Genomic DNA, 23364 nt, shown 5'->3' with positions numbered 1-23364 from the left:
GCCCCACCGTCACGGTGAGCGGCCCCGTCCGTCGTGCGCCCGTCAACGGACCAGTTCCCAGGCGTCAAGACGGAAAGTACGAACGTGCCTGAACACACCTCTCCCCCGACCGTGCGGCGGCCGGCCCCCGCCCTGCCCCGACTGGCGAGCGGCCCGCTGCCGATCCTCGGCGCCGCCGTCCTGTGGGGCACCACCGGTACCGCCGGCTCCTTCGCACCTGACAGCGCCCATCCCGCCGCGATCGGCTCGGCCGGGCTCGTCCTCGGCGGCATCCTGCTGTTCCTGGCCGGGCGCGGCTCCACGGCCCTGGTCACCGGCTCCGACGCCCGCACCCGTCGACTGCTCCTCCTGGGCGCGGTCGCGGTCGCCGGGTACCCGCTGTCCTTCTATCCGGCGGTGGCCAACGCCGGGGTGGCGGTCGGCACCGTGATCACCCTGGGCAGCGCACCGGTCTTCTCCGGACTGCTGGCCTGGTGCGCGGACCGCACCCGGCCCACCGCGCGGTGGGCGGCGGCGACCGTCGCGGCCGCGGTCGGCTGCGCGGTGCTGGTCCTGGGCCCCGACCTCACCGGAACCCCGACCCCGGTGAACGCCCTGGGCGTGCTCCTGGCCCTGGTCGCCGGGTTCTCCTACTCGCTGTACGCGATCATCGCCGAGAAGCTGATCCGGCGCGGACACACCTCGGGCGCGGTGATGGGCTCGATGTTCGCGGGCGGCGGCGTCCTGGTCCTGCCCGTGGTGCTGGCCACCGGGACGGCGTGGCTGGCCACCGTCAACGGCGCCCTGGTCGCCCTGCACCTGGCCCTGTTCACGGTGTTCCTCGCCTACTGGCTGTTCGGCCACGGCCTGCGGCACACCCCGGCAGCCACCGCGACCACCCTCAGCCTCGCCGAACCCGCCGTCGCGGCGGTCCTGGGCGTGGCCCTGGTGGGTGAGCGCCTCCCCCCGGTCTCCTGGGCCGGCCTGGTCGTCCTGGCCCTGGGCCTGGCCGTCCTGAAGGTGCCCGCGCCCCGGATCAGTCCTCGACGGTGACCTGGACGCGGTCCGGGTAGAAGGCGACGTGGCCGGCGATCTCCGCGACCCACGGGTAGGGCTCCCCGTACGTCCACAGGGCGTCGGGGAGCCGGACCCCGTCGTCGAGTTCGAGCGTGTAGTAGGCGGCGGTCCCCTTGTAGGGGCAGTGGGTGGTGGTCGGGCTCGGCCGCAGCACCGACGAATCCACGTCGGCGAGCGGGACGTACCGGACCGGCGGGTAGGAGGCCTCGCGCAGCGTCAGCGCCGCCGTCGTCCGGGCGACGACCTGCGCACCGACCCGGACCACGACCCGCCCGGAGGCGGGCTCGACGGTGACGGGGTGGTCCGGCCCCGGAACCGTGCCGTCCTGTGCCATGGAAAGTCCCCTCTCACGCGTTCGGGCCCCACTGTACGGCGCACGGGACGGCCAGGGCCCTCGTCCGCTCTCGAACGCGTTCACATGAACGGTCCCGAGGGGTGAGAGGCCCGGTGGCGCGCCCGGCCACCGCCATCGGACCTCTCTGGGTTTCCAGGTGCCTACCAGGGCAGCTCCCCGTTCTCGTCCTGGAAGGTTCCCGTGGGGCCGTCCGCGTCGAGGGTCGCCAACCGCACGACGGCCCTGGCGCTCTCCTCGGGCGGCCTTCCGATCCCGAAGGCCGCGGTCATGTCCGTGGCGGTGGTTCCCGGCTCCAGCGCGTTGAACTTGATGCCCGGCTGGGACTTGGCGTACTGAACCGTCAGCATGGTGGCCGCCGCCTTGGAAGCGGAGTAGAGCGCGGCCGGCAGGTGGAACTCGGGCCGTTCGGGGTTGGTCACCGCCCAGAACGAACCGGCGCTGCTCGACACGGTGACGACGTTGGGATTGACGGACTTGCGCAACAGGGGCAGCGCCGCCTCCGTGACCCGCACGACTCCCACCGCGTTCGTGTCGAAAGAGCGCAGGGCCGAAGGGCCGTCGATGTCTCCGGCCGCCAGGACACCCGCGTTGTTCACCAGGACGTCGAGTCGGCCCTCCGCCGCCCCGATGGTCGCCAGCGCGCTCTTCACCAACGCGTCGTCGGTCACGTCGAGCCGCACGAACCGCGCGCCGAGCTCCGCCGCCGCCTTCTCCCCCCGCGCGGCGTCACGCGCACCGATGTAGACGATGTGGCCCAGCGCCAGAAGCTGCCTCGCGGTCTCGAAACCGATGCCCTTGTTGGCCCCGGTGATCAGCGTGATGGTCATGGGTCTTCTCCCGAGATACGCGACCCGAACGGGTCTTCGAACACGCTAGGCGAGGGCGCACCTCCGGCCCAGAGCCCTGCCGAGCCGGGGGTGCGACAGGGCCCTCTCTATCCGCCTTGCGGAGATCTAGGCTGATGACATGAGCAAGACATCGAACGCCCTCGGTACGTTCCTGCGTGCCCGGCGCGCTCTGGTCACACCCGAGCAGGCAGGCGTCCCGGACACCGGTGTACGGCGTGTGCCCGGATTGCGACGGGAGGAGGTCGCCATGCTCGCCGGTATCAGCGCCGACTACTACCTGCGGTTGGAGCGGGGCCGCGACCGCAACCCGTCGGTGCAGGTGCTGGAGTCGATCGCGCGCGTGCTGCGCCTGGACGACGACCACTTCGCCCATCTGCTGTCGCTGGTCGCCGAGGCCCCCCGGCGGCGCGGGCGTCGGACGCGTCAGGAGACCGTCCCGACCGGTGTGCTCAAACTGCTGGACTCCCTCGTCCAGCCCGCCTTCGTCGAGGGCCGGTACTTCGACGTCCTGGCCTCGAACGCGCTCGCCCGGGCGCTCGATCCCCGCCTGGCCGTGGGCGGCAACCAGTTGAGGGACATGTTCCTGGACCCGGGCCAGCAGGCGCTGTACCCGGAGTGGAAGAGCGTCACGGAGTGCTTCATCGCGAACCTGCGCCAATCCGTGGGCACCGACATCGACGATCCCCGCTTCGCCGAGCTCGTCGGAGAGCTCTCACTGGCGAGCCCGCTGTTCCGCAAGCTCTGGGCCCGGCACGAGGTGCGGGGCCAGCGCGGGACACCGATCCGACTCGACCACCCGCGGATCGGCGAGCTGACCCTCAACAGGGAGCGGCTGAGCGTGGGCGGGGCCGAGAGCCTGCAAGTCGTCGTGTACCACCCGGACGCCGGGTCCGAGAGCGCGGAGAAGCTGGCTCTGCTGGCTTCGGCGGACATGCCCGTCCGGGCAGGGAGCGGGAGCTCGGGCGCTCCGGCGCGCGAGACGAACGGCGCTGTGCCGGGGTGAACCCCCTCGGGCACCGGTCACCGCGCACGGCGCGGTCGCGCGGGCGAACAGTATTTCTCATCGAGGCTCGGTAGTGGAGGCACCTGTGACAACGATCGGGATCATCGGCGCGGGCGAGGTGGGGAGCCAGATCGCACGCGCGGCGGTGGCGAACGGGTACAAGGTCGTCATCGCCAACTCGCGGGGGCCCGAGACCCTGGAGGGGCTCATCGACGAACTCGGCCCGTCAGCACGCGCCGGGTACGCGACGGAGGCCGCGGCGGAGGGCGACTTCGCGGTCATCGCCGTACCCCTCAGACCCGTCAACGACATGCCCGTCGCGGAACTGGCGGGCAAGGTCGTGCTGGACACGAACAACTACATGACCTGGCGCGACGGCCACTTCCCGCGAGTCGACTCCGGCGAGAAGACGGTCCACGAGCTGCGCCAGGAACAGCTCCCGGCGTCGAAGGTCGCCAAGGCGTTCACCCACATCCAGGCTCCGAGCCTGCTCCGCACGGCCCGCCCCGCGGGCGACCCCGCCCGACGGGCGCTGTCGGTGTCGAGCGACCACCCCGAGGCCGTGGACATCGTCACGCGGCTGTACGACCGGTTCGGGTTCGACACGGTGGACAACAGTCCGCTGAGCGAATCCTGGCGTACCGCCCCCGGCCAGCCCGCCTGGGTCCAGCACGCACGGCAGGACCGCAAGCAGCTGATCCGCAACCTGGAACTGGCGGAGCCCGTCACCGCGACGTGACGTCACGGGGCCCACCACGGGGCAGTGCGCCGACCTGTAGGACGACGCACAGGAACGCCGGGGGCCCGGGAACCGCACACGGTTCCCGGGCCCCCGGCTCTCGTCTCTAGACGTCCTGCGTCTGCTCGGCCTCAGCGGCCTCGACCTCGGCCGCCTCGCGGTGGCGGCGGGCCAGCTTGACCGGCTCCAGGACCGCGACCATCTCGACGTGGTGGGTCATCGGGAAGGCGTCGAAGGCGCGCATTCCCACCAGGCGGTAACCGGAGCGGCCGAACTCGGCGAGGTCGCGGGCCAGGGTAGCCGGGTCACACGAGACGTAGGCGATCCGGCGCGGCATCATGCCCGCCACCTTGCGGACGACCTCGACACCGGCACCGGCGCGCGGCGGGTCGAGCGTCACGACGTCGGCGCGCACGTCGGCCCACTCACGCATCTGCTTGGCCACGTCGGCGCGCTCGACGCGCACCTGCGGCAGGTCCTTCAGGTTGTACTGGGCGTCACGGACGGCGTGCTCGCCGTTCTCCACGCCCATCACGCGGCCCTCGGCGCCCACGGCCTCGGCGAGCGCGCCGGTGAACAGGCCCGCACCGCAGTACAGGTCCAGGGCGGTCTCGCCCGGCTTGGGCTCCAGACCCTCGATGACGGCGGCGCTCAGGGTCTCACCCGCGGCCGGGTGGACCTGCCAGAACCCGCCGGCACCGACCCGGTACTCGCGCCCGGCCACGTCCTCGCGCACGCCCTTGCGGCCGCGCACCGACTGCACCCGGCCGCCCTTGAAGCGGCGCAGCACGGCGCTGGAGGCCTTGAGTTCGGGCAGCTCGCCCAGCTTGGCGGTGGTGGGGGTGACCACGATCGCGCGGTCGGCGCGGGTGGTGGAGGCGACGGCCTCGACGTCCCTGACGCCCTCCCACTTGACCTCGGTCACGCCGAGCTCGGTGACGCCGGGGTGGGCGATCAGGCACTTGTCGACCGGCTCGATGTCGTGGGAGCGGTGGCGGCGCAGGCCGGCGTTGCCGTCCTCGTCCACGGCGAACCGCACCCGGGTGCGCCAGCCCAGCCCGTCGGGGGTGCCGGGCAGCTCCTCGACGAGCACCTCGCGGTCGATGCCGGCGATCCGGCTCAGCTGGTCGGTGACGACCTGGGCCTTCATCCGGCGCTGGGACTCCAGGGTGGCGTGCTGCCAGTCGCAGCCGCCGCACATGCCGGGGCCGGAGAACACGCAGGGCGCCTCGACCCGGTCCGGGGAGGCGGTGAGGATCTCGACGGCCTCGCCGCGCAGGAAGCGGGTGGTCTGCTCGGTGACGCGGACCCGGACCCGCTCTCCGGGCAGTGCGTGGCGGACGAAGACGACCTGGTCGTCCAGGCGCCCCACGCACCATCCTCCGTGGGCGACGTCGTCCACGGTCAGTTCGATCTCGTTACCCACACGGGTCATGGCTGCGTCCTTCGCTGGTCGGGTCGTGTTCCGGGTGACCCTGCGCGCACAGCCACCAACCAGTACCAATCTACCGGCCGTCCGACACCACACGTGCTGGTCCGGACACGGTGGGGCCGGGGCGGCCGCACAGGGCGGACCGATCTGTGCCAAGGTGGAGCTGTCGGGGCACGTGAGAGGACTCCGTGCCCCCGTGGCGGCCGGCTATCTCGACGGGAGTGCGGACGAGGTGCACATCGTGATCATGGGGTGTGGCCGTGTGGGTTCCACGCTGGCGCACACACTGGTGGACCTGGGACACACGGTGGCGGTGATCGACCAGGACCCCGAGGCGTTCCGTCGGCTCCGTGCAACCGTGGCCAAGAACGCCGTACGCGGCGCGGGACACGACCGCGAGGTCCTGCTCAGCGCCGGTATCGACCGGGCGGCCGCCTTCGCCGCGGTCAGCAACGGCGACAACTCCAACATCATCGCCGCCCGGGTGGCCCGCGAGGCGTTCGGGGTGCAGAACGTGGTGGCGCGGATCTACGACCCCCGCCGCGCCGAGGTCTACCAGCGCCTGGGCATCCCCACCGTGGCGACCGTGCGCTGGACCGCGGACGCCATCCTGCGCCGGATCGCGCCCGGCGACGAGCAGCTCGCCGCCGCACCCGAGTGGCAGGACGCCTCGGGCAGCCTGACCATGAACGAACTCACCCTGCCGGAGCGCTGGGCGGGCGAGAGCGTCGCCGCTCTGGAGGCCGACTCCCCGCTGCGTGTGGTCTACCTGGTCCGGCAGGGGCGTATCACCCTGGCCCGCTCCGAGGAGACCCTCGTCGAGGGCGACGTGCTGCACGTGGTCGCGCACAGTCGGGAGATGGACGACCTGGCCGAGCGGCTGGGCGAGGGACACGCGGACGAGACGGGGCGTGGGTGACATGCGGATCGCCATCGCGGGAGCCGGGAGCGTGGGCCGCTCCATCGCCACGGAGCTGGCGGGCAACGGTCACGACGTCCTGCTGATCGACCGGGACACCCGGGCGATCGGTGTCGACGACCTCCCCCAGGTGGAGTGGCTGCTCGCCGACGCCTGTGAGCTGGCCACCTTGGAGGACGCCCGGCTGGGCGACTTCGACGTGGTCATCGCGGCCAGCAGCGACGACAAGGTGAACCTGGTCGTGTCCCTGCTGGCCAAGACCGAGTTCGGTGTGGACCAGGTGATCGCCCGGATCAACGACCCGGACAACGAGTGGCTGTTCAACGACTCCTGGGGTGTGGACCTGGCGGTCTCCCCGCCCCGCCTGATCGCGGACCTGGTCGAGGGCGGCGTCCCCGAGGAGGAGGACTACGCGGAGGAGGGCACCCTTCCCCCGCTGCCCGGAGCGGAGATCGCCGAGTCGGTGTTGCGCGCGACGAGCCCGTTCGCGGGAGGCCGTGAGAGCGAGCTGACCGCCGCGCTGCCGGAGGGCGTGGCCCTGGTCGCGGTGGTCGGTCCGGGCGGGGTGCGTCCGCCCGCCCCGGAGCGGACGCTGTCGGTGGGCAACACCGTGGTGTTCCTGGCCGAGCCCGACGCCCTGGGAGCCCTGGAGGAGCTGCTGGACCCGGCGGACGGGACCGCACCCGAGGACTAGGTCGTGGGCCGGCCCGCTCCGGAACCGTTCGGTCAGCGGCCCTCGGCCGGGTCCTCGGCCTCGACCGCGTCACCGGGCTCGGCCGGGGTCTGCGCCTGCCCGTGTTCCAGCGGGGTGCGGCCGCGGGCGAGCAGCCACACCATGCCCGCGAAGGCGGCCACCTGGAGCGGCCATCCCATGGCGACCTTGGACAGGCCCAGGAGGGCGAAGGTGTTGGCCCAGTCGTTGTTGGCCGCGAGCCAGAGCGGGTACTGGACCAGGACCCGGATGACACACGGCAGCACCAGCAGCCAGGTCAGCCGGGAGGCCAGTGTGACCACCGCGGGGTTGCTCCGCCAGGAGGTGAAGTCCTCCTTGTTGCCGATGAACGGGCCGATCATCAGGCCGATCGCTGGCCAGCGCACCAGGACCGAGATGCTCAGCACCACCGCGTAGACCGCGTTGTAGATGATGCCGGGCAGGAAGGCGTCCTCGGCGTTGCCGCTGCGCATCGCGAAGACCGCGGCCAGGCCGATGCCGAAGAGGCTGGTGATCACGTACTGCACCGAGGAGCGCTGCACGAGCCGGATCACGCCCAGGAGCAGGGCCGCGCCCACACCCAGCATGATCGACAGCCGCAGCTCGGAGCTGATGATGTAGGAGATGGTGAAGGCCAGGGTGGGGATCGCGGTCTCGACCATGCCGCGCTTGCCGCCCAGGGCCTCGGCGAGCTTGGTCCGGACCAGCGCCTCGACCGTCCCCTCGGTGACGACGGGTGTGCCCGCCCGGTCCTCGGCCTGGGCCGCCTCGTCGGAGGCCCCCTGCTGCTCAGTCATCCCGCTCCCGCTCCGGTTCTCGCTGTGGGGCCCGCAAGCCGCCGACCATGATGCACCACCCTATGTGAGCCAGGAGCCGACACACTCCGTGTTTGCGCGAACGCGTGCAGCCACACGCCCCCAGCCGCCCGATTTCGTCACGCCTTGCCGCCTGCGGCTTCCCACCCCTCGGCCGAGTCCGTTCGGCGCCCGCCATTCAATCCACCACGCCATTTCACTATAAAATTTATACCTTTCTTCCCTGGGCTCGCGCACCCTCGAACCCCGAGGACGGCATGCGCTTTCTTCAATACTGCGTACTCGAGAACCTGATCACGGGGAGCCTGTTCGCCCGACGACGGCCTGACGTCGCCCTTCGCCGCTCCGACACCGAGAGTGACCAATTGGTGACGATTGACAGGCATGAAGATTTATTTTCTTATAGTGATTGTCCTGCTTCTCCGACTCTGGGAGAGACCAGCATGTCGATCCAGCACACCCCCGCAGAGAAGTCCGGCATCACCTCCTACGTGCCTCCGAACCAGGCGCGTTACAACGACCCCGCCGAGTACATCGACTTCGCCCGGCCCATCGCCGAGAACTACCTCCCCTTCGACAGCCGTTCCAACGGCGACTTGGAGGAGGCGGCCTTCGGTCTGGAGACCGCCCTGGAGCGCGAGCGGGCCCTCTGGGAGTTCGCCGACCGCAGCTCGGCCCAGGCCCTGCCGGTCATCGAACGGTTCCTCAGCCGGGAGACCGACTCCATGGCCCGGCAGGGAGCCCTGTGGCTCGCCCTGAAGACCGTGGGCGCCGAAGCCGTTCCGCTGCTGGAGGCCCACCGCGACGCCGAGGACCCCGAGGTGGCCGACTGGGCGCGCGTGCTGCTCACGGACGCCACCGGGCAGGCGGAGTCCCGGGTCTACACCTCGGCCCTGGTCGAGGAGTCCGGCCACTTCGACCAGACCGTCCCCCTGATCCTCAGCGGCAACGTCATCGTGGACCAGCCCGACGGCCCCGTGCGCGCGGTGGTCTCCCCGCAGTGGTTCGACTCGCTGATGGGCCGGGTCCTGGCCTCGACCAACGTCAACACCATCCGAACCGACCTGACCATCGAGAAGCGCATCGCGGGCTTCCACGAGGACGGGTCCCCGTACCTGGAAATCTATCCCTTCCGCGGTACCTCCGTCTCCTACGCGGGCAACCACCTGGAGCACACCTACCTCTCCGAGACCCTGCGGCCCTACTTCCCCAGCGGGATCGTCGAGGAGGGGGAGCCGGTGAACGTGCCCATCGCCCTGAACCGGATCGCGATGACCAGCCTGGCGAAGCAGGGTGAGTTCGACATCGGAGGCACCGGTGTCCGGGCGGACCGCCTGCGCGCCGCCGAGGCACCCTTCGTGAAGAGCGTGCGGGGCCGTTACTTCGGATGGGCCGCCGTGAACCTGGAGGCCGTCCTGGAGGCGGGCGAGGTCCGGGCGGGGCACATCCAGCTGGCCAACCCCACCGACCCCGTCGCGGGCGAGCGCACCAACGCGCGGCTCTACGGGACCTTCCGCGGGAAGGCCGGCGACTACACCGGCGCGGGTCGCCAGATGACCCTCAACTCCGAGAAGTGCCACGGCCGCCCCGACGGCAGCATCGACGTCCTGACCGACGCCGAGGCACAGGCCTGACCGCAGTGAAGCCGATCCGCGCCGGGCGCCCAGCCCGGCGCGGATCTTTCGCGTACCGAGAGCGAGGCCGCACAGGCCTGGAGAGGAAACACCGATGACAGTGACCACCGAGGCGCCCTACAGCGGACTCGCGGCGGTCTACGACCGGTGGATGGCCGCTGACCGCGTTCCCTACCAAAGCTGGGCGACACACGTGACGGACCGCTTCGAAGAGGCCTGCGTTCCTGTCAGGAGTGTGCTGGACCTGTGCTGCGGAACCGGGATGATGCTGACGATGCTCCAGGAACGCGGATACGAGGTGACCGGGGTGGACGCCTCGGCGCAGATGCTCGCGCACGCGCGCCGCCGCGCGGCCGCCGGCACGCGCTTGCACCTGGCCGCGCTGCCCTCGCCCCTGATCGCCGGGACGGGCCCCTTCGACGCGGTCACCTGCTGCTACGACGGGGTCAACTACTTCGCGTCCCCCGGGCAGCTGGAGGCGGTTCTCGCCCAGGTACGCGGTCTCCTCCGACCCGGCGGGGTGTTCGTGTTCGACCTGGGCACCCGCAGGTCCTTCCAGCAGATGGCGACGGTCGGCCGCACGTGCGCGGACTTCGGGGACTTCGCCTACCTGTGGGACACGCGCCCGATCGGGGGCACCCCGCGTTTCGACTACCTGGTCACCGTGTTCACCCGGGAGGAGGACGGCCGCTACACCCGCACGGACGAGACGCACCGGCAGCGGTGGTTCTCCACCCGCGAGCTGCAGGAGGCGGTCACGGGCGCGGGGTTGGAGACCGTCCTCGTGTGCGACGACTACGGAACCGCGGCGCCCGGTGACCACACGCTGCGGGAGACCTGGACCGTGCGGCGTCCCCGGTGAGGGGGGCGGTCGTGCCGGGAAGGTGCCCGGCACGACCGCGAGCGGGCGGGTTCCACCGCTCAACGGGTGTCGGCGGCCTTCTCCTTGTCGGCGAGGGAACGCAGTTCGCGGTCGACCTCGGCGACAGAGCGGTCGAAGGCCAGCACGACGGTGAGCACACCGCAGACGAGGACCAGGACCATGGCCAGGTCCAGGGAGGTCCATTCGGCCAGCCATCCGTAGACGGTGGGCGAGAGGATGAAGGCCCCGTAGGCGGGCAGCATGACGGCCCCGGCGATCGCTCCGGTGTGCATCGGCGCGATGCGCGAGGCGGCGCTGATCCCGGTCGGCTGCATTCCGGCGTTGGCCAGCCCGGCCAGGGTGAAGGCCAGGACCGAGGCCCATACTCCGGCACCCAGCATGAGCACGGCTCCGGCGACCGCCATGCCTGCCCCGGACAGCACGAAGGACACACGCACGCCCGCCCTGGCCAGCAGCCAGGCGTTGCCCAGGCGGCCGACGAGCATGGTGAAGCTGAACATCGAGAACGCGGCGGCGCCGACCACGATCGGGACGTTCATCAACTGGTCGACGTAGATCACCACCCACACCTGGACGACGCTCTCCACGGCGATGCCGAGGGCGGTCAGCGCGAAGACCACCCGGAACAGGCGGCTGTTGGCCATCAGGGAGCGCACGCCGAGGTCGGGCGCCTCCACGTCCGCGTCGCCCTCGTCCGACTCGGGCGGCGCGGGGTAGCGGACCAGGAAGGTGGCGATGAGGAACGGCAGCATCACCGCGGCGCTGACCAGCAGTACCCAGCGGTAGTCCATGCCCAGGCTGATCAGGACTCCGCAGCCCAGGGCACTGATGACGGTCCCACCGCTGTTGACCGCGTACATCACGTTCATGACGTCTCGGCCGGTGCTGTTCCCCAGGTCCATGAAGACGCTGTTGGTGGAGGTGTCGATCAGTGCGCTGGCCGCACCGGCCAGCGCGAAGGCCACGAGCAGGCCGAACGTGGTGTCGCTCCATGCCAGGACCACGAGCATGCCGATCATCGCCGTCTGTCCCCAGACCGCCAGGTCGCGGTTGCCGTAGCGGCGGTACAGGTACTTCGTACCGAGGAGCGTCACCAACGCGACGACGGGGAACAGCAGGTGCAGCGTGCCGAACACGCCTTCGCCCACGTTCAGGGCGATGATCACTTCCGCCCACATGACGGTCATGACACCGATGGCGAGCCCGAAGGCCAGGAACTGCCCCCCGGAGACCAGGGTCAGGGCACGTGTGCTGGAAGGCGGCCGGTGAGGGCGTTGACGACTGTTCTGCATGTTCGGGCTCCTTGGAGTACCTGGGGGCTCACGCGGACCGGGACGCTGTGAGGTAGTCCCGGAACTCGCCGGAGTTCATCACGTGGTAGAGACTCGCGAACTCGCCCCGGACGATCCGTCCGATGTCGGTCATGGCCACCAGTTGGCCGTAGAGCCGTTCCAGCTCGGGGTCGGCGTCCACCAGGGGCATGACCCTGTCGAAGTCGGCGCGGTCATGGAAGTAGTTGAGCTCGACGTAGAGCGACTCGTCGGGTCGGACCTCGACCGCGTCCGGTATCGCCCCGCAGCCATACTTGGCCTGGGGGTCGGCGACCTCGAACACGCTCCCGCCGATCGCCCCGTGTCGTACGAAGACCTCGATCGCCTCGCGGACGAGGTCGGTGAAGTCGGACCCCTTCCCAGAGGGAACGCGGTGCAGGAACCAGATGATGTACATGGGACCGCCTTAGCCCTGGAGTCGGTGTGCCACCAGAGAATGACGCTATAAGAATAGGTAGTATCCTGCAACACATGAACACACGGCAAAGCAATGTGGAACCGTCGTGACGAACAAACGAGACTACGGCCAGTTCTGCGGGCTGGCGGCCGGCCTGGACATCGTGGGCGAGCGCTGGACCCTGCTCATCGTGCGCCAGCTCCTCATCGGGCCGGCCAGGTTCAACGAGCTCCTGCACGACCTCCCGGGCCTGGCCCCGAACCTGCTGTCCACACGCCTGCGATCGATGGCGGAGAACGGCTTGGTCAGCGCTTCCCCCGCACCCGGGGACGCGCGGGGGAAGGTCTACGAGCTCACCGAGGAGGGGCTCGGCCTGCGCGAGCCCGTGCTGGCCCTGGCCCGGTGGGGGTTGGGCCAACTCAGCAAGAGAGAAGTGGGCGCGGGTGCCGTACGGGCCGGCTGGGGGTTCCTCGCGATCCAGGCCATGGCCATCCCGGAGCTCGTACCGCAGGTCAGCGAGCAGTACGAGTTCCGTATCGACGACGAGGTGTTCGGCGTCCGCGTGGGCGGAGGGAAGGCGGAGTTCGTGCGCGGCCCGGTCACGCCGCCGGATCTGACGATCCACAGCTCAGCGGAGACCTTCGTCCGCGTCGGGACCAGGATCCTGACCCCGTTCGAGGCCCTGGCCACCGGCGACATGCGCGTGGAGGGGTCGGCGGAGGCCGTTCAGCGGTGCAGCCGCATGCTCGGCCTGTCCTGATCGAGGCCGGGGACGGAACACTTCTCCACACGGAGTGTTGATCACTCTTGATATTGATGATTATAGTGATCTCGCTAATAGCCTCTCACGGCACCACCTGATCCCGGACCGGGACCAACCGGAGGTAAGCGATGACCGCTTCGACGCTCTACTCGACCCTCGCCCGCGATCAGAAGTCGATGGTCCTGGTGCGGCGGCTACCCGCCGACCAGGAACAGGTGTGGGCCGCTTGGACACGGATCGACCTGCTCGAACTGTGGTTCGGGCCCGCTGTGAGGGGCGAACCGGGCGACGGAAACCGTTTCGTCCTGGAGGGTCGGGGACAGCACGGCGACACCATCACCTGTGAGGTGCTCTCCTGGGAACCGCCGCGCCACATGGAACTGGCCTGGACCTACACGGGTGAGCCCGAGACCAGGGTCACCCTGGACCTGGCCGCCACCGAGGACGGGTGCACCGAGCTCACCCTGAGGCACGACGGGATGGTCCCGCCGGTCGTCCCGGTCGAATACGCCGCGGGTTGGCACATGTACACCGACTCGCTCGAAGCGCACCTCACCGGGGCCCCGCCCCTGGTCGAGTCCGACGCGCGCTTCTCGGAGCTGATGCCCGACTACCTGCGGACCATCCAGGACTGACCGGTACCCGACGCGCCGCCCAGCCCGCCCCGGGGGCCGGCACGCACGTCATCCGCACGCGATTCCCGACCCCCGACCCCCTATCGGCGAGGAGCAAGCGAGCATGCACGACAACGTGACCGACCGTTCGGCGACACCACCCACCGGCGGAACGAGGCGAACCGCTCTCGTGACCGGCGCGGGACGCGGGCTGGGCGCCACGCTCACCGCGTTCCTGTGCGCGCGGGGCTGGACCGTGGTGGCGACCTCCCGTTCCACCGACGAACTCACCGCCCTGGCGGACAAACTCAACGCCGAGGGGCCGGGCCGGGTCGTGGCACTGCCCGGAGACGTCCTCGACCCCGACCACCGCGCCCGTCTGGTGGTGGAGGCGGACTCCCTTCCCGGCTTCGGCCTGGTCGTGAACAATGCCGCCCTCATGGGCATGAGCCCCATCGCCCCGCTGATCGAGGCGGACGCCGGCGTCTACCAACGGGTCCTGGAGACCAACGTGGTCGCTCCACTGGCTCTGATCCGTGAAGCCGTCCCCCGCCTCGGCGCCGGATCCCTGATCGTCAACATCTCCAGTGACGCCGCGGTGGAAGTCTTCCCGTGCGCGGGGGTCTACGGCGCCAGCAAGGCCGCCATGGACCAGGCCGGACGCATCCTCGCGCTGGAACTGGCCGAGGCCGGCATCGGCGTCGTCGCGGTCGACCCCGGCGACATGGGCACGCGTATGTACGCCGAGGCCGAGCCCGGGGCCGACCTGTCCGCACTGCCCGCCCCCGAGAGCACCCTCCCCTTCTGGAAGTGGCTCCTGGACCAGCCCCCGGCCGAGGTCAGCGGCGAACGCTTCACCGCGCAGAGCCACACCGGCTGACCCTCCCCGCCGATGCGGGGCCGGGCACGAGCTCCGGCCCCGCTCCTCCCCGTGCCCCGAACCCCGCAGGAGCCCCGCCATGCCCTGGTCCCCCAACCCCGCGAGTCGTCTGGCCGCGGTGGCCGTTCTCACCGCCGCCCTGCTTCCCGTCGGCCCGGCCGTGTCCGCCGCCGATGTCACCGACCTCAGCTCCCAGGCCACACTCGAGGTCGTCCACGAAGGTCTCGACAACCCCCGCAAGATCACGTGGGACCCCCTGCGCGAGCGGCTTCTGGTCGCGGAGGCCGGCACCGGCGGAGAGGGGCCCTGTGCACCCGGTGTGGGAGGTTATCCGGCCTGTTACGGGCCCACCGGCGCGATCTTCTCCCACACACCGGCCACGGGGGCCTCGACCCGTGTCGTGGAGGGCCTGCCCTCGGTGGACAACGAGGTCACGGTCATAGGACCGCACGGCGTGGACGTGTACCGGGGCCGGATCCACGTGGCGTTCGGCCTGGCCGGGAGCCTGTCCACCCGTGACGGCATCGGTGACCGCGTCCTGCCGCTGGGCCAGGTGGCCAAGGTCGGCCCGAGCACCAGGGTCTTCCCCTACGGCGACCTCGCCGCGTTCGAGGAGGAGCACGACCCCCATGTCGTGGAGCTCAACTCCAACCCCTACGGTCTGGCCGTCGGCCCCTCGGGGACCGTCGTCGCCGACGCGGGAGGCAACTCCGTCCTGCACGTGTCCCCGCGCGGCCGCGTGGAACTGCTCGCCCTCATCCCCGACCACGAAGTGGACGGCGGTACGGTCGAGGCCGTACCGAGTGCGGTCGTGGAGGGCCCCGACGGCGCCTACTACGTGAGCGAGTTCAGCGCCGAGGAGGAGACCGGGACCGCCCGGGTCTGGCGGCTGACCCTCGACGGGGACCTCGAACTGTACGCCGAGGGGTTCACCGCGGTGAACGACATCACCTTCGACCACGAGGGGCGTCTCGTGGTCCTGGAGATGGCGGCTCAGGGCCTGGAGTCACCCGACCCCACGGGCCGCCTCGTGCGGGTGGAGCCGGACGGCTCCCACGTGGTCCTGGCCTCGGAGGGCTTGGAGCACCCGGGCGGTGTCGAGATCACCCCCGAGGGGGACTTCTACGTCACCACCCGGTCCTGGGACCTGGTCGCCGAAGGCCCGGGACAGCTCGTACGCGTCAGCACCGACGCCTGAGAAACGGGTTCCGCGGACGCCCGCCCCCTTCGGGCCCGCGGAACCCTTCCGGCGCCCTCGTCCGCCGACTTCCTTCGAGCAGAACGACTCCGTTCTCCTCGTTCCGGATTCTTTTTCGGGCACGGCCGTAATGCCGGGGCGGAAGCGGGGAGAATATGCCGGTTTTTTGCGAGTATCGTCCTCGAACTGTTTCCGGCCGGACCGCGGCATTCTCCGTTTCGGCCGCCCCGAGGCTGACCAGCCGATAAATGCGTGAAAGCGCATTCCATTACGAGCCCTGGATGCCATGAGCCCTCGAAAGCCCGACCCGCGGTCACGCGCCGTACTGATCGACACCGCTGCCCGGCTGTTGGCGGCCGAAGGTCCCCCCGGCCTGTCCACACGGCGGATCGCCCGGGAGGCGGGCTGCTCCACCATGGCCGTCTACACCTACTTCGGCGGTATCGGCGAGCTGGTCCACGCCATGGTCGCCGAGGGTTTCCTCCGACTCCAGGAACACCTGACCCGCGTGGCCGCCACGGATGACCCGGTCGCCGATCTGGCCCTCCTGGGGCGGGCCTTCCGGGAGAACGCCCTGGGCAACGAACACCTGTACTCGGTGATGTTCGGCGGGTGCTCACTGGCCGGGTTCCGCGTCTCCGAGGAGGACAGGCAGCACGGCCGCTACACGCTGCGCAACGTGAGCGCCTGTGTGGCCCGGTGTGTGGCCGCCGGACGCTTCCACACGGCCGACCCCGAGCTGGTCGCCCACCGCCTGTGGTGCGCGCTCCACGGTTTCACCACCCTGGAGCTGGGGCGCTACCTGATCCCGCCCTACGACGCGGACCGGTGCTTCGAGGACCAGCTCGTGTCCCTGATGATCGGCTGCGGCGACGCGCCGGACGCGGCCCGGGCCTCCGTGACCCGGTCCGCCGGGCGGGTCCCGCCCCGGGGGGCCGTGGGGGCCTGAACCCTCCGGGGCGGTGACGCGGACCGGACGCGACCGTCAGTCGGCGGTACCGGCGGCGGGCACCGGACGCAGCCCGTGGAATGCGCTGTCGTGGAACAGCAGGGCCGAGCGGTCCGGCCCCGCCGCGGCGTCGAGCACGGCCGCGACGAAGACCGTGTGGTCCCCGGCCGCCACCGCCCGGACCACCTCGCACTCCAGCCAGGCCAGCGCCCCGGTGATCAGCGGCGCCTCCGTGTGCGGACCGCTGTGCCATGGCGGGCGCGCGAACAGCGCCCACCCGTGCGGACGCGCCCGGTCGGCGAAGTGGCGTGCGACGTCCTCCTGGTCCGCGGACAGGACCGAGACCCCGAAGCGGCCTCCCGACGAGAGGGGCCCGTGCATGCGGGCCGCGCGGGACACGCAGCACAGCACCAGCGGTGGATCGAGGGAGACCGAGGAGAAGGAGTTGGCCGTCATACCGTCGGGCCGGTCCCCGCCGACCGTGACGACCACGACCCCGGTGGCGAACGCGGACATGACCCGGCGCAGGTCCGTCACGATCGGACCACCGCCGCTCGTGCCGTGGAGACCGCGTACGGGGCGAGGGCCCCGCGCAGTTCCTCGGGAACGGTGGCGGGGACGGTCGCGGAGTTCGGCCCGCGCATACAGGCGATGCGCTGCCGCCCCCGTGCCACGAGCGACTCCTGCCCCAGGGGGCCGAGACGGACGTAGTCGAAGGCGAACTGGACCTGGGTCCGGGTCAGCTCCTCGAGCCGCATCCGGACGGAGAGCTCGTCGAAGGCCGTCAGCTCGGCGAGGAACTCGCAGTCCACCCGGAGGGTGAAGAGCTTGAGGTCGTCCCGCAGCTCCGCGAGGACGCCCGGGGCCCGGTCCCGCAGGAACATCTCCCTGCAACGCCCCTGCCAGCTCAGGTAGTTGACGTAGTAGACGTTGCCCACGAGGTTGGTCTCCTCGAAGCCGACCGTGTGCAGGATCTCGTAGTAATCGGACATCACTCTCCTCCTTCGTGCAGGACCGCGAAGACCACCGGCGCGGGGTCCCCGGTGAGGGTGGTCCGCCAGGTGGCGATGCGGGCGCCCCCGCAGGCGAGCACGGTCCATCCGTGCTCGCCCGCCGAGTCCAGGACCAGGGAACGGCCCGGCTCGCCCACCTTGCGCAGGCACTCCAGGGCGCTCCACACCCGGGTCGCCGCGGCGTCGTCGGACTCCCCGGTCTCGGTCGCCACCAGGTCCCGCAGCGGCATCAGGTCCGCTCCGAGCAGACCCCTCCAGTCCGCCTCGGAGCGCCGCACGACGGTCTCCACGTCACAGGCCAGAAGCTCCCTCCCGACCACGGCCAGAGTCACCCCGGCCCCGTGCGAGGCCGAGACCCGGGCACCCTCCACCTCGGGACGTCCGTCGGGCCGGTAACGGATCCGGACCGGCCGGTTCAGGGCGCGGCCGACGGCCAGTGCGGTGTGCTCCCGGCCGCCTCGGTCCGGCCCCGCGGAGTCGGGTTCGACGACCACCGTCCTGGCCCCTCCGAGTACGTGTTCGAGCCGGCGTTCCAGGTAGGGGCCGAGCAGCGGCGGTATCCACGGGCCGGTTCCGCCGGTAGCGCGGACCACGCGCAGCCTCAGGCCCTCCCAGCGTTCGACCAGCGTGCCGGAGAGGTCGCGCAGTTCCACGTCGTAGATGTGGGAGTCCCCCTCCTGGGCCCGTTCCCCGGCGCTGAGCAGCAGGTGGGCGGCCCCGTCGCGGGGGGAGGCGCAGACGATGCGCTCCACGCTCTCGGGCAGCAGGGTCCCGTCGGGCACGCAGGCCTGGAGGGCGTGCATCGCGGCGTCCCGGGCCCCGGGGTCGGCGAGGACCCGGTCCTGGGGCATGAAGGTCCCGAACCAGTCGTGCCGCGCTTCGGCGGACAGTTCGGCGACCACGTGACGGGCTCCGGTCCGGTGGTAGGCGAGCAGCCGCTGGAACCTCTTCCCCTGGAAGAGCAGGTTCTCGTAGAGCTCGGAGGGTTCGACCGGGACCCGCGGCAGGGCCCCGGGGGCCGACGCCGTCGAGCGGTGCGGTTCCTCCCGGCCCCGCTCCCCCGGCCAGCGCAGGAGCGCCCTGAAGTGGTCCGCGCCGTAGCCCGTCTCCGCACTGCGGACGACGACCTCCACGCTCTCCCCGTCACGCACGAGTGCCGCCACCCGGACGGTGGTCGTGCCTTCGGGCCGGACCACCACCGGACGGGCGAACCGCACCGACTCCATGACGGGCGCCGTGGTGTGCCCGCTCACCGCGGCCGCGACCTGCGCCATCGCCTCCATCCCGATGACGGCGGGGAAGAGCAGGTCGCCGTCGAGGCGGTGGTCGTCCAGGTAGGGGTCGTCGGCGGGGGAGAGCACGGCCTCGGTGACCAGCTCCACCCCGGGGTAGTGGACGAGCACCCTCTCGGTGAACCGGCCCAGGGGGATCTCCGGGCGCTCCAGGGAGAGCGTGGGCAGCGCACCGGTGCGGCCGCCGACCACCAGGACGGGGCCCGCGGAGCGGTCGTCGAGGATCCGGTGCAGGACAGCGGTCCCCTCCTCCACCGAGATCGGGGTGATGCCGTCACGCATCAGCGCCTCGACCACGCCCATCCTCTCCCCCATCCCGGCTCCGGACCACACCGACCACTCCAGGGCCAGGACACGGGTGCGCGGGTGCTCCTCGCCGTACTCGACGACCCGCTCCGTGAGCCAGTCGTTGGCGGTGGAGTAGTGGGCCTCGCCCCGCAGCCCCGCGCGACCGATGATGCTGCCGAAGGCGACCAGCAGGCGGAGCCGCTCCGGGTCCACCGCGTCCAGGACCGTCTCCAGCCCTTCGACCTTGGGGGCCAGTGCCTCCCGGAACAACGATTCGGAGAGACCGTGCAGGGCCTCGGGTTCGTTGCGCCCGGCCCCGTGGAACACGGCGGTGACGACGCCCAGCCTCCCCTGCAGTTCGCCCACGGCCGCACGGACCTCGTCCGGTCGGGTCACGTCCGCTCGGGCGTAGGCGAAGCGGACCCCGGCCCCGGACATCCTCTCCAGGTTCGCGGCGAGTTCGGGGTCCTCCTCGGGGGCGCGGCCGAGCAGCGCCAGGGCCGCCCCGTACTCCTTGGCCAGGGACAGGGCGCACTCCGCGGTGATCCCCTTGCCCCCGCCGGTGACCAGGACGACGTCCCCCTCGCCGAGGGGCGCCTCCACCGTGCCCGCGGCCTCGGCCCCGGGCGGGAGCACGCGCAGGACGGGGACGGTCCGGCGGCCGTCGGCGTCGTAGCGCGCCTCGGTGTACGCCGTGGTCGCGGCGGTCTCGGCCGCCACGGCGCGCACCGCCCGCGCGATTCCGGCGGCGGAGTCGGGTTCGGGTTCGTTCAGCGTGACCACGGTGGTGGCCGTGCCGGGAGCCTCCTGGTGCAGCGTCCGGGCCACCCCGGCTGCTCCTCGGCGGCCCTGGACCACCACGAACCGCGTCGGCCGCCCGGCCGCCACGGCGGCGCGAGCCGCCTCGAGGAAGGTTCCGACGAGCTCGGGGCCGCCCCGCGCGGGCAGACAGAGGAGGACGCCGGAGCCCAGGGCGGACAGGGCCAGGCGCAGGGGCTCGGCCAACGGGTGGCCGGGCGGGGCGTACACCCGCCACTCCCCCGCGCCGCCGTCGGGGAGCGGCGGTTCGGGGGGCGGGGCCTGGCCGACGTGGGCGACCTCGAAGGCCCGCACCCAGGGAGCCACCCCCGGGGCCTCCGGGGGTTCGGCCTCGGCTCCGGGGGTACCGGCGAGCTGGTCGATCATCCCGGCCAGCTCGCCCAGGGTGGAGGTGGCGTATCCGCTGACGGCCTCCAGGGGCGGCAGGCCGAGTCGGCGGGTGGCCTCGTTGACCAGTTGGCCGACCGTGATGGAGCTCAGGTGGAGGTCGTCGAGCGGTTGCGTGTCCGCGCTCACCGTGGACGCGGGGAGCTCGAGGCGGTCGGCCACGAGTGCGCACAGGAGTTCCAGGGTGTCGGCACCGCTGTCTTCCTCCGGGTCGTGTTCCACCGCGGCGGTGCCGCGGACGGGTGCGTCCGCCGTGCCCGCGGTCCGGCCCAGGGCCGTGTCGGGCGCCGCCTCACACGGGCTGGCCAGGAAGGTGAAGTCCTCGGGCGGGCGGCGGAGCAGGCGGCCGGTGAAGAGAGCCCGCAGGTCCACCGGAGCACCCAGGGCGTAGGCGGCCGCGACCGTTCCCAGGAACGGCTCCAGGGAGGCGGAGTCCGTGTCGACGGCGACCACGGGGACATCGGGGACCGCCTCGGCGGCCAGCCCCGAGAGCACCTGCCCCGGGCCCACCTCCACCAGCAGGTCCGCGTCGCGGGCCAGGCACAGGACCGCTTCGTGGAAGCGGACGGGCAGGACGACCTGGTCCCGGAGCAGCGCGCGGACGTCGGTGTCGGGTCCGAGTTCCCGGCCGGTCACGGTGGACACCGCGCCCGGAGCCGGAGGAGCCGGGGTGAGCTCGCCGAGGGCGCGGGCGATGCCCTCGGCCGCGTCGGCCACCAGCGGTGAGTGGAAGGCGTGGGAGACGGGCAGCCGTGTGGCACCGACACCGGCGGCACGGGCTCTGTCCACGACACCGTCCACGGCGTCCGCGGTACCGGAGACCACCGTCTGCCGGGGGCCGTTGTAGCCGGCGATCACCGGGTCCGACGCGGGGTGGAGCAGGGCCGCGGCCATCTCGGGGGAACAGGCCAGACCGGCCATGGCCCCGTCCGGTCGGCCCGACCGCGCCATGGCCCGGCCCCGGGCGGCGGCAAGCGCCATGGTTTCCTCGGCTCCCAGGACGCCCGCCCAGCACAGGGTCGTCAGTTCTCCGAGGCTGTGGCCGACGGCGCCGTCCGCCAGGATCCCGAGATCGGCCAACAGGCCCAGGGCCGCGAGCGAACCGGTGACGATCCGCGGCTGTGCCACCTCGGTGGCCACCTGGTCCCCTCCCCGAGGGAGGTTGGCGGCGGTGAGAGCGCGCTCCACGCCGGGGAAGCGCCCGCGCAGAGCTCCGCCGCCCCCGGTCCCCGAGCCCTGGCCGGGGAAGAGGTAGCGGACGGACGGCGCGGTGGTCCGGTGGGCCAGGAAGAGGCCGGCCCTGGGGGACACCACCTCGGTCGTCCCGGAGTCCAGGTGCGCCAGCAGGGCTCCCACCCCCCGCTGTGCGGACTCGGGCGAGGCGGCGACCACCGCGGCGCGGGCCGGCCGCCCCTCGGCCCGGTCCGCGAGAGCGGCCGCGAGGTCCGTGAGCTCGGCGGAGGACAGCCGGGGAAGCACCTCGGCGAGGTCCGCCAGGCGCCGGCGCACCTCGGCGAGGTCGGCTCCGTCCACAACGAGCAGCTCGGCGTCCTGGCGTCCGCTCACCAGGTCCCGGGAGCGGGAGGTGAGGCCCGCACCCGGACGGCCCGCGGTGGCCTCGACGGTGACATGGGTGTTGATGCCTCCGAACCCCATCGCCGAGACCCCGGCCCGTACCGGCCGCCCCTCCGGCCAGGGCAGCGCCCGGTCGGGCACCCGGAGCGCCGCCGACTCCTCGAGTACCGGATGGGGGTCGTGGTGACCGGTCCCGGGCGGAATGACCCGGTGGTGCACCGACAGGACCGCCTTGATCAGACCCGCCACCCCGGCGGCCGCCTTCGTGTGGCCGATATTGGCCTTGACGGAGCCGAGCGCCGCCGGCGGGGCGTCCGGGTCGGCGTCGGTCCGGGCCCCGGACAGCGCCGCCAGTTCGGTCGCGTCGCCCAGCGCCGTCCCGGTGCCGTGTCCCTCGAAGTAGCCGACCGTCTCGATGCCGTACCCGGCCCGCGCGTAGGCGCGTTCCAGGGCCAGGCGGTGTCCCTGCTCCTCCGGCCGGGTGATACCGCCCCGACCGTCGGAGGAGATCCCCCACCCGGTGATCACGGCGTAGGGGCGCCGGCCTTCGGCGACGGCGTCCTCCTCACGGACCAGGACCAGGGCGCCGGCGCCCTCCCCGGGCCAGAAGCCGTTGGAGGCCTTGTCGTAAACCCTCATCTCGCCGGTGGCCAGGGCCCCGGTCCTGGCGAAGCCGACCATCTCGAAGGGATCGATGGACAGGTCCACCCCTCCGGCGACGGCGACGTCGAGATCTCCCTGGACCAGGGCGGTGGCCGCGGTCGCCACCGACAGAAGGGAGGAGGAGCAGGCGCCGTCCACCGTGTAACCGCCGCCCGCCAGGTCGAAGTGGTTGCACACCCGCCCGGCGATGGTGTTGGACAGGCCCCCGGCCAGGGTGTCCTCGTCCATGCGCGGGAACGGTTCCTTGTAGGAGCTCTCCAGCTTCGCCAGGAAGCCGTCGGTCTCCTCCCGGTCCCATCCGTGCCCGAGCAGGGCGGCGGACACGGTCCTGCGCACGTAGGGCCAGCGCAGCCGCAGCGTGTTCGCGCGGGAGAACTCCCCGGTGAGGCTGTTGCCGATGACCACGCCGGTGGTGCGGCGCGGCAGCCCCTCACCCGACGGGAACCCCGCGTCCCGGAGCGCCCGGGACACGGTCTCCAGGGCGAGCCAGTGGGTCATGTCCGTCGAGCGGAACGAGGATCCTGACACACGGTAGCGGACCCGGTCGAAGGAGAAGCCTCGGAGAACCGCTGCCTTCCGCGCGTAGAAACGGTCCTCCGCGTCCCTGTCCGCGGACCAGTAGTCAGCCAGATCCATCCTTTCCCGAGGGATCTGGCGAAATGCTCTGCGTCCGGCGAGAACGTTATCCCACAAATCATCGGGAGTACTCGCGTCCGGATAGCACAAACCCATTCCGACTACAGCGATTCGAACGGTTTCCAAGACCCACTCCGAACACTAGAGAATTGATCAGGAAATA

Annotated in this window: 21 protein-coding genes; 12 read left to right on the top strand and 9 right to left on the bottom strand. The window is 71.6% G+C overall.

From position 1 onward, the window contains the following. The first annotated feature begins 84 nt into the window (after positions 1-84). The gene (locus tag D458_RS0120310; protein WP_017588573.1) at positions 85-1032 is read left to right on the top strand and encodes a DMT family transporter; all 948 of its coding nucleotides are present in this window, start codon (positions 85-87) and stop codon (positions 1030-1032) included. Here the strand turns inward: D458_RS0120310 and D458_RS0120305 are convergent. Further along, positions 1016-1390 (bottom strand): DUF427 domain-containing protein, encoded by a 375-nt coding sequence (locus D458_RS0120305; RefSeq protein WP_017588572.1) that lies wholly within the window; start codon positions 1388-1390, stop codon positions 1016-1018. The two genes, D458_RS0120310 and D458_RS0120305, sit on opposite strands and share 17 nt — an antisense overlap. A gap of 161 nt (positions 1391-1551) precedes the next feature. Further along, positions 1552-2238, bottom strand: coding sequence for an SDR family NAD(P)-dependent oxidoreductase (locus tag D458_RS0120300; protein ID WP_017588571.1), 687 nt, complete (start codon positions 2236-2238; stop codon positions 1552-1554). A gap of 139 nt (positions 2239-2377) precedes the next feature. Here D458_RS0120300 and D458_RS0120295 point away from each other — a divergent pair, with 139 nt between their 5' ends. Then, on the top strand, positions 2378-3262 hold the full coding sequence (locus tag D458_RS0120295; RefSeq protein WP_026119515.1) for a helix-turn-helix domain-containing protein: 885 nt from the start codon (positions 2378-2380) through the stop codon (positions 3260-3262). Positions 3263-3347: 85 nt separating this feature from the next. Then, positions 3348-4001: an NADPH-dependent F420 reductase gene (locus D458_RS0120290; RefSeq protein WP_017588569.1), complete on the top strand. Its 654-nt coding sequence runs from the start codon at positions 3348-3350 to the stop codon at positions 3999-4001. 106 nt (positions 4002-4107) lie between these two features. On the opposite strand, the gene D458_RS0120285 is transcribed toward D458_RS0120290, so the two are convergent. Then, complete coding sequence (locus D458_RS0120285; protein ID WP_017588568.1) at positions 4108-5436, bottom strand: class I SAM-dependent RNA methyltransferase; 1329 nt, start codon at positions 5434-5436, stop codon at positions 4108-4110. A 229-nt stretch (positions 5437-5665) separates the two neighbouring features. Between D458_RS0120285 and D458_RS0120280 the strand changes: the two genes are divergently transcribed. Both D458_RS0120280 and D458_RS0120275 read left to right on the top strand, forming a co-directional pair. Then, positions 5666-6352 carry a potassium channel family protein gene (locus tag D458_RS0120280; RefSeq protein ID WP_026119514.1) on the top strand — a complete coding sequence of 229 codons (687 nt, stop codon included), beginning with the start codon at positions 5666-5668 and terminating at the stop codon, positions 6350-6352. Beyond that, complete coding sequence (locus D458_RS0120275; protein ID WP_017588566.1) at positions 6345-7046, top strand: potassium channel family protein; 702 nt, start codon at positions 6345-6347, stop codon at positions 7044-7046. The genes D458_RS0120280 and D458_RS0120275 overlap by 8 nt, the downstream gene beginning before the upstream one ends. 32 nt (positions 7047-7078) lie before the next feature. Here D458_RS0120275 and D458_RS0120270 read toward each other — a convergent pair whose 3' ends face one another. After that, the gene (locus D458_RS0120270; RefSeq protein WP_017588565.1) at positions 7079-7861 is read right to left on the bottom strand and encodes a DUF3159 domain-containing protein; all 783 of its coding nucleotides are present in this window, start codon (positions 7859-7861) and stop codon (positions 7079-7081) included. Between the two features lie 461 nt (positions 7862-8322). Between D458_RS0120270 and D458_RS0120265 the strand changes: the two genes are divergently transcribed. Further along, the gene (locus D458_RS0120265; RefSeq protein WP_017588564.1) at positions 8323-9513 is read left to right on the top strand and encodes a hypothetical protein; all 1191 of its coding nucleotides are present in this window, start codon (positions 8323-8325) and stop codon (positions 9511-9513) included. Between the two features lie 94 nt (positions 9514-9607). Further along, a complete protein-coding gene (locus D458_RS0120260; RefSeq protein ID WP_026119513.1) occupies positions 9608-10375 on the top strand; it encodes a class I SAM-dependent DNA methyltransferase in 768 nt (255 codons plus the stop codon). A 59-nt stretch (positions 10376-10434) separates the two neighbouring features. Here D458_RS0120260 and D458_RS0120255 read toward each other — a convergent pair whose 3' ends face one another. Then, positions 10435-11688, bottom strand: a complete 1254-nt coding sequence (locus D458_RS0120255; protein ID WP_017588562.1) for an MFS transporter — start codon at positions 11686-11688, stop codon at positions 10435-10437. Positions 11689-11716: 28 nt separating this feature from the next. Further along, the gene (locus D458_RS0120250; RefSeq protein ID WP_017588561.1) at positions 11717-12124 is read right to left on the bottom strand and encodes a DUF1428 family protein; all 408 of its coding nucleotides are present in this window, start codon (positions 12122-12124) and stop codon (positions 11717-11719) included. A gap of 106 nt (positions 12125-12230) precedes the next feature. Here D458_RS0120250 and D458_RS0120245 point away from each other — a divergent pair, with 106 nt between their 5' ends. The 5 genes from D458_RS0120245 to D458_RS0120225 all read left to right on the top strand — a co-directional run bounded on the left by D458_RS0120245 (position 12231) and on the right by D458_RS0120225 (position 16528). Continuing rightward, the gene (locus tag D458_RS0120245; protein WP_017588560.1) at positions 12231-12884 is read left to right on the top strand and encodes a winged helix-turn-helix transcriptional regulator; all 654 of its coding nucleotides are present in this window, start codon (positions 12231-12233) and stop codon (positions 12882-12884) included. 131 nt (positions 12885-13015) lie between these two features. Continuing rightward, positions 13016-13522 carry an SRPBCC domain-containing protein gene (locus tag D458_RS0120240; protein ID WP_017588559.1) on the top strand — a complete coding sequence of 169 codons (507 nt, stop codon included), beginning with the start codon at positions 13016-13018 and terminating at the stop codon, positions 13520-13522. 103 nt (positions 13523-13625) lie between these two features. Then, positions 13626-14381 carry an SDR family NAD(P)-dependent oxidoreductase gene (locus D458_RS0120235; RefSeq protein ID WP_017588558.1) on the top strand — a complete coding sequence of 252 codons (756 nt, stop codon included), beginning with the start codon at positions 13626-13628 and terminating at the stop codon, positions 14379-14381. 79 nt (positions 14382-14460) lie between these two features. After that, a complete protein-coding gene (locus D458_RS0120230; protein WP_017588557.1) occupies positions 14461-15579 on the top strand; it encodes a ScyD/ScyE family protein in 1119 nt (372 codons plus the stop codon). A gap of 286 nt (positions 15580-15865) precedes the next feature. Beyond that, positions 15866-16528, top strand: a complete 663-nt coding sequence (locus D458_RS0120225) for a TetR/AcrR family transcriptional regulator (RefSeq protein ID WP_017588556.1) — start codon at positions 15866-15868, stop codon at positions 16526-16528. Positions 16529-16564: 36 nt separating this feature from the next. Here D458_RS0120225 and D458_RS33790 read toward each other — a convergent pair whose 3' ends face one another. From D458_RS33790 to D458_RS0120210, 3 genes are read right to left on the bottom strand one after another with little or no spacing between them, the layout of a single operon-like run. Further along, positions 16565-17065 (bottom strand): flavin reductase family protein, encoded by a 501-nt coding sequence (locus D458_RS33790; protein ID WP_017588555.1) that lies wholly within the window; start codon positions 17063-17065, stop codon positions 16565-16567. Continuing rightward, positions 17062-17520 carry an acyl-CoA thioesterase gene (locus D458_RS0120215; protein WP_017588554.1) on the bottom strand — a complete coding sequence of 153 codons (459 nt, stop codon included), beginning with the start codon at positions 17518-17520 and terminating at the stop codon, positions 17062-17064. The genes D458_RS33790 and D458_RS0120215 overlap by 4 nt, the downstream gene beginning before the upstream one ends. Beyond that, entirely contained in the window at positions 17520-23327 is a 5808-nt protein-coding gene (locus D458_RS0120210) for a type I polyketide synthase (protein WP_026119512.1), read from the bottom strand. Before D458_RS0120210 ends, D458_RS0120215 begins: the two co-directional genes overlap by 1 nt. Between the last annotated feature and the right edge of the window lie 37 nt (positions 23328-23364).

Origin of the sequence: Nocardiopsis ganjiahuensis DSM 45031, assembly GCF_000341085.1 — a bacterium.
GTDB classification, from domain to species: Bacteria; Actinomycetota; Actinomycetes; order Streptosporangiales; family Streptosporangiaceae; genus Nocardiopsis; species Nocardiopsis ganjiahuensis.
This window is presented reverse-complemented; position numbering and strand designations above follow the sequence as displayed.

Bases quoted from the DNA above. Each gene is read 5' to 3' on its own strand.
- D458_RS0120305 (WP_017588572.1), bottom strand. From the start codon at position 1,390: ATGGCACAGGACGGCACGGTTCCGGGGCCGGACCACCCCGTCACCGTC.
- D458_RS0120300 (WP_017588571.1), bottom strand. From the start codon at position 2,238: ATGACCATCACGCTGATCACCGGGGCCAACAAGGGCATCGGTTTCGAG.
- D458_RS0120295 (WP_026119515.1), top strand. From the start codon at position 2,378: ATGAGCAAGACATCGAACGCCCTCGGTACGTTCCTGCGTGCCCGGCGC.
- D458_RS0120285 (WP_017588568.1), bottom strand. From the start codon at position 5,436: ATGACCCGTGTGGGTAACGAGATCGAACTGACCGTGGACGACGTCGCC.
- D458_RS0120270 (WP_017588565.1), bottom strand. From the start codon at position 7,861: ATGACTGAGCAGCAGGGGGCCTCCGACGAGGCGGCCCAGGCCGAGGAC.
- D458_RS0120265 (WP_017588564.1), top strand. From the start codon at position 8,323: ATGTCGATCCAGCACACCCCCGCAGAGAAGTCCGGCATCACCTCCTAC.
- D458_RS0120260 (WP_026119513.1), top strand. From the start codon at position 9,608: ATGACAGTGACCACCGAGGCGCCCTACAGCGGACTCGCGGCGGTCTAC.
- D458_RS0120255 (WP_017588562.1), bottom strand. From the start codon at position 11,688: ATGCAGAACAGTCGTCAACGCCCTCACCGGCCGCCTTCCAGCACACGT.
- D458_RS0120250 (WP_017588561.1), bottom strand. From the start codon at position 12,124: ATGTACATCATCTGGTTCCTGCACCGCGTTCCCTCTGGGAAGGGGTCC.
- D458_RS0120240 (WP_017588559.1), top strand. From the start codon at position 13,016: ATGACCGCTTCGACGCTCTACTCGACCCTCGCCCGCGATCAGAAGTCG.
- D458_RS0120235 (WP_017588558.1), top strand. From the start codon at position 13,626: ATGCACGACAACGTGACCGACCGTTCGGCGACACCACCCACCGGCGGA.
- D458_RS0120230 (WP_017588557.1), top strand. From the start codon at position 14,461: ATGCCCTGGTCCCCCAACCCCGCGAGTCGTCTGGCCGCGGTGGCCGTT.
- D458_RS0120225 (WP_017588556.1), top strand. From the start codon at position 15,866: ATGAGCCCTCGAAAGCCCGACCCGCGGTCACGCGCCGTACTGATCGAC.
- D458_RS0120215 (WP_017588554.1), bottom strand. From the start codon at position 17,520: ATGTCCGATTACTACGAGATCCTGCACACGGTCGGCTTCGAGGAGACC.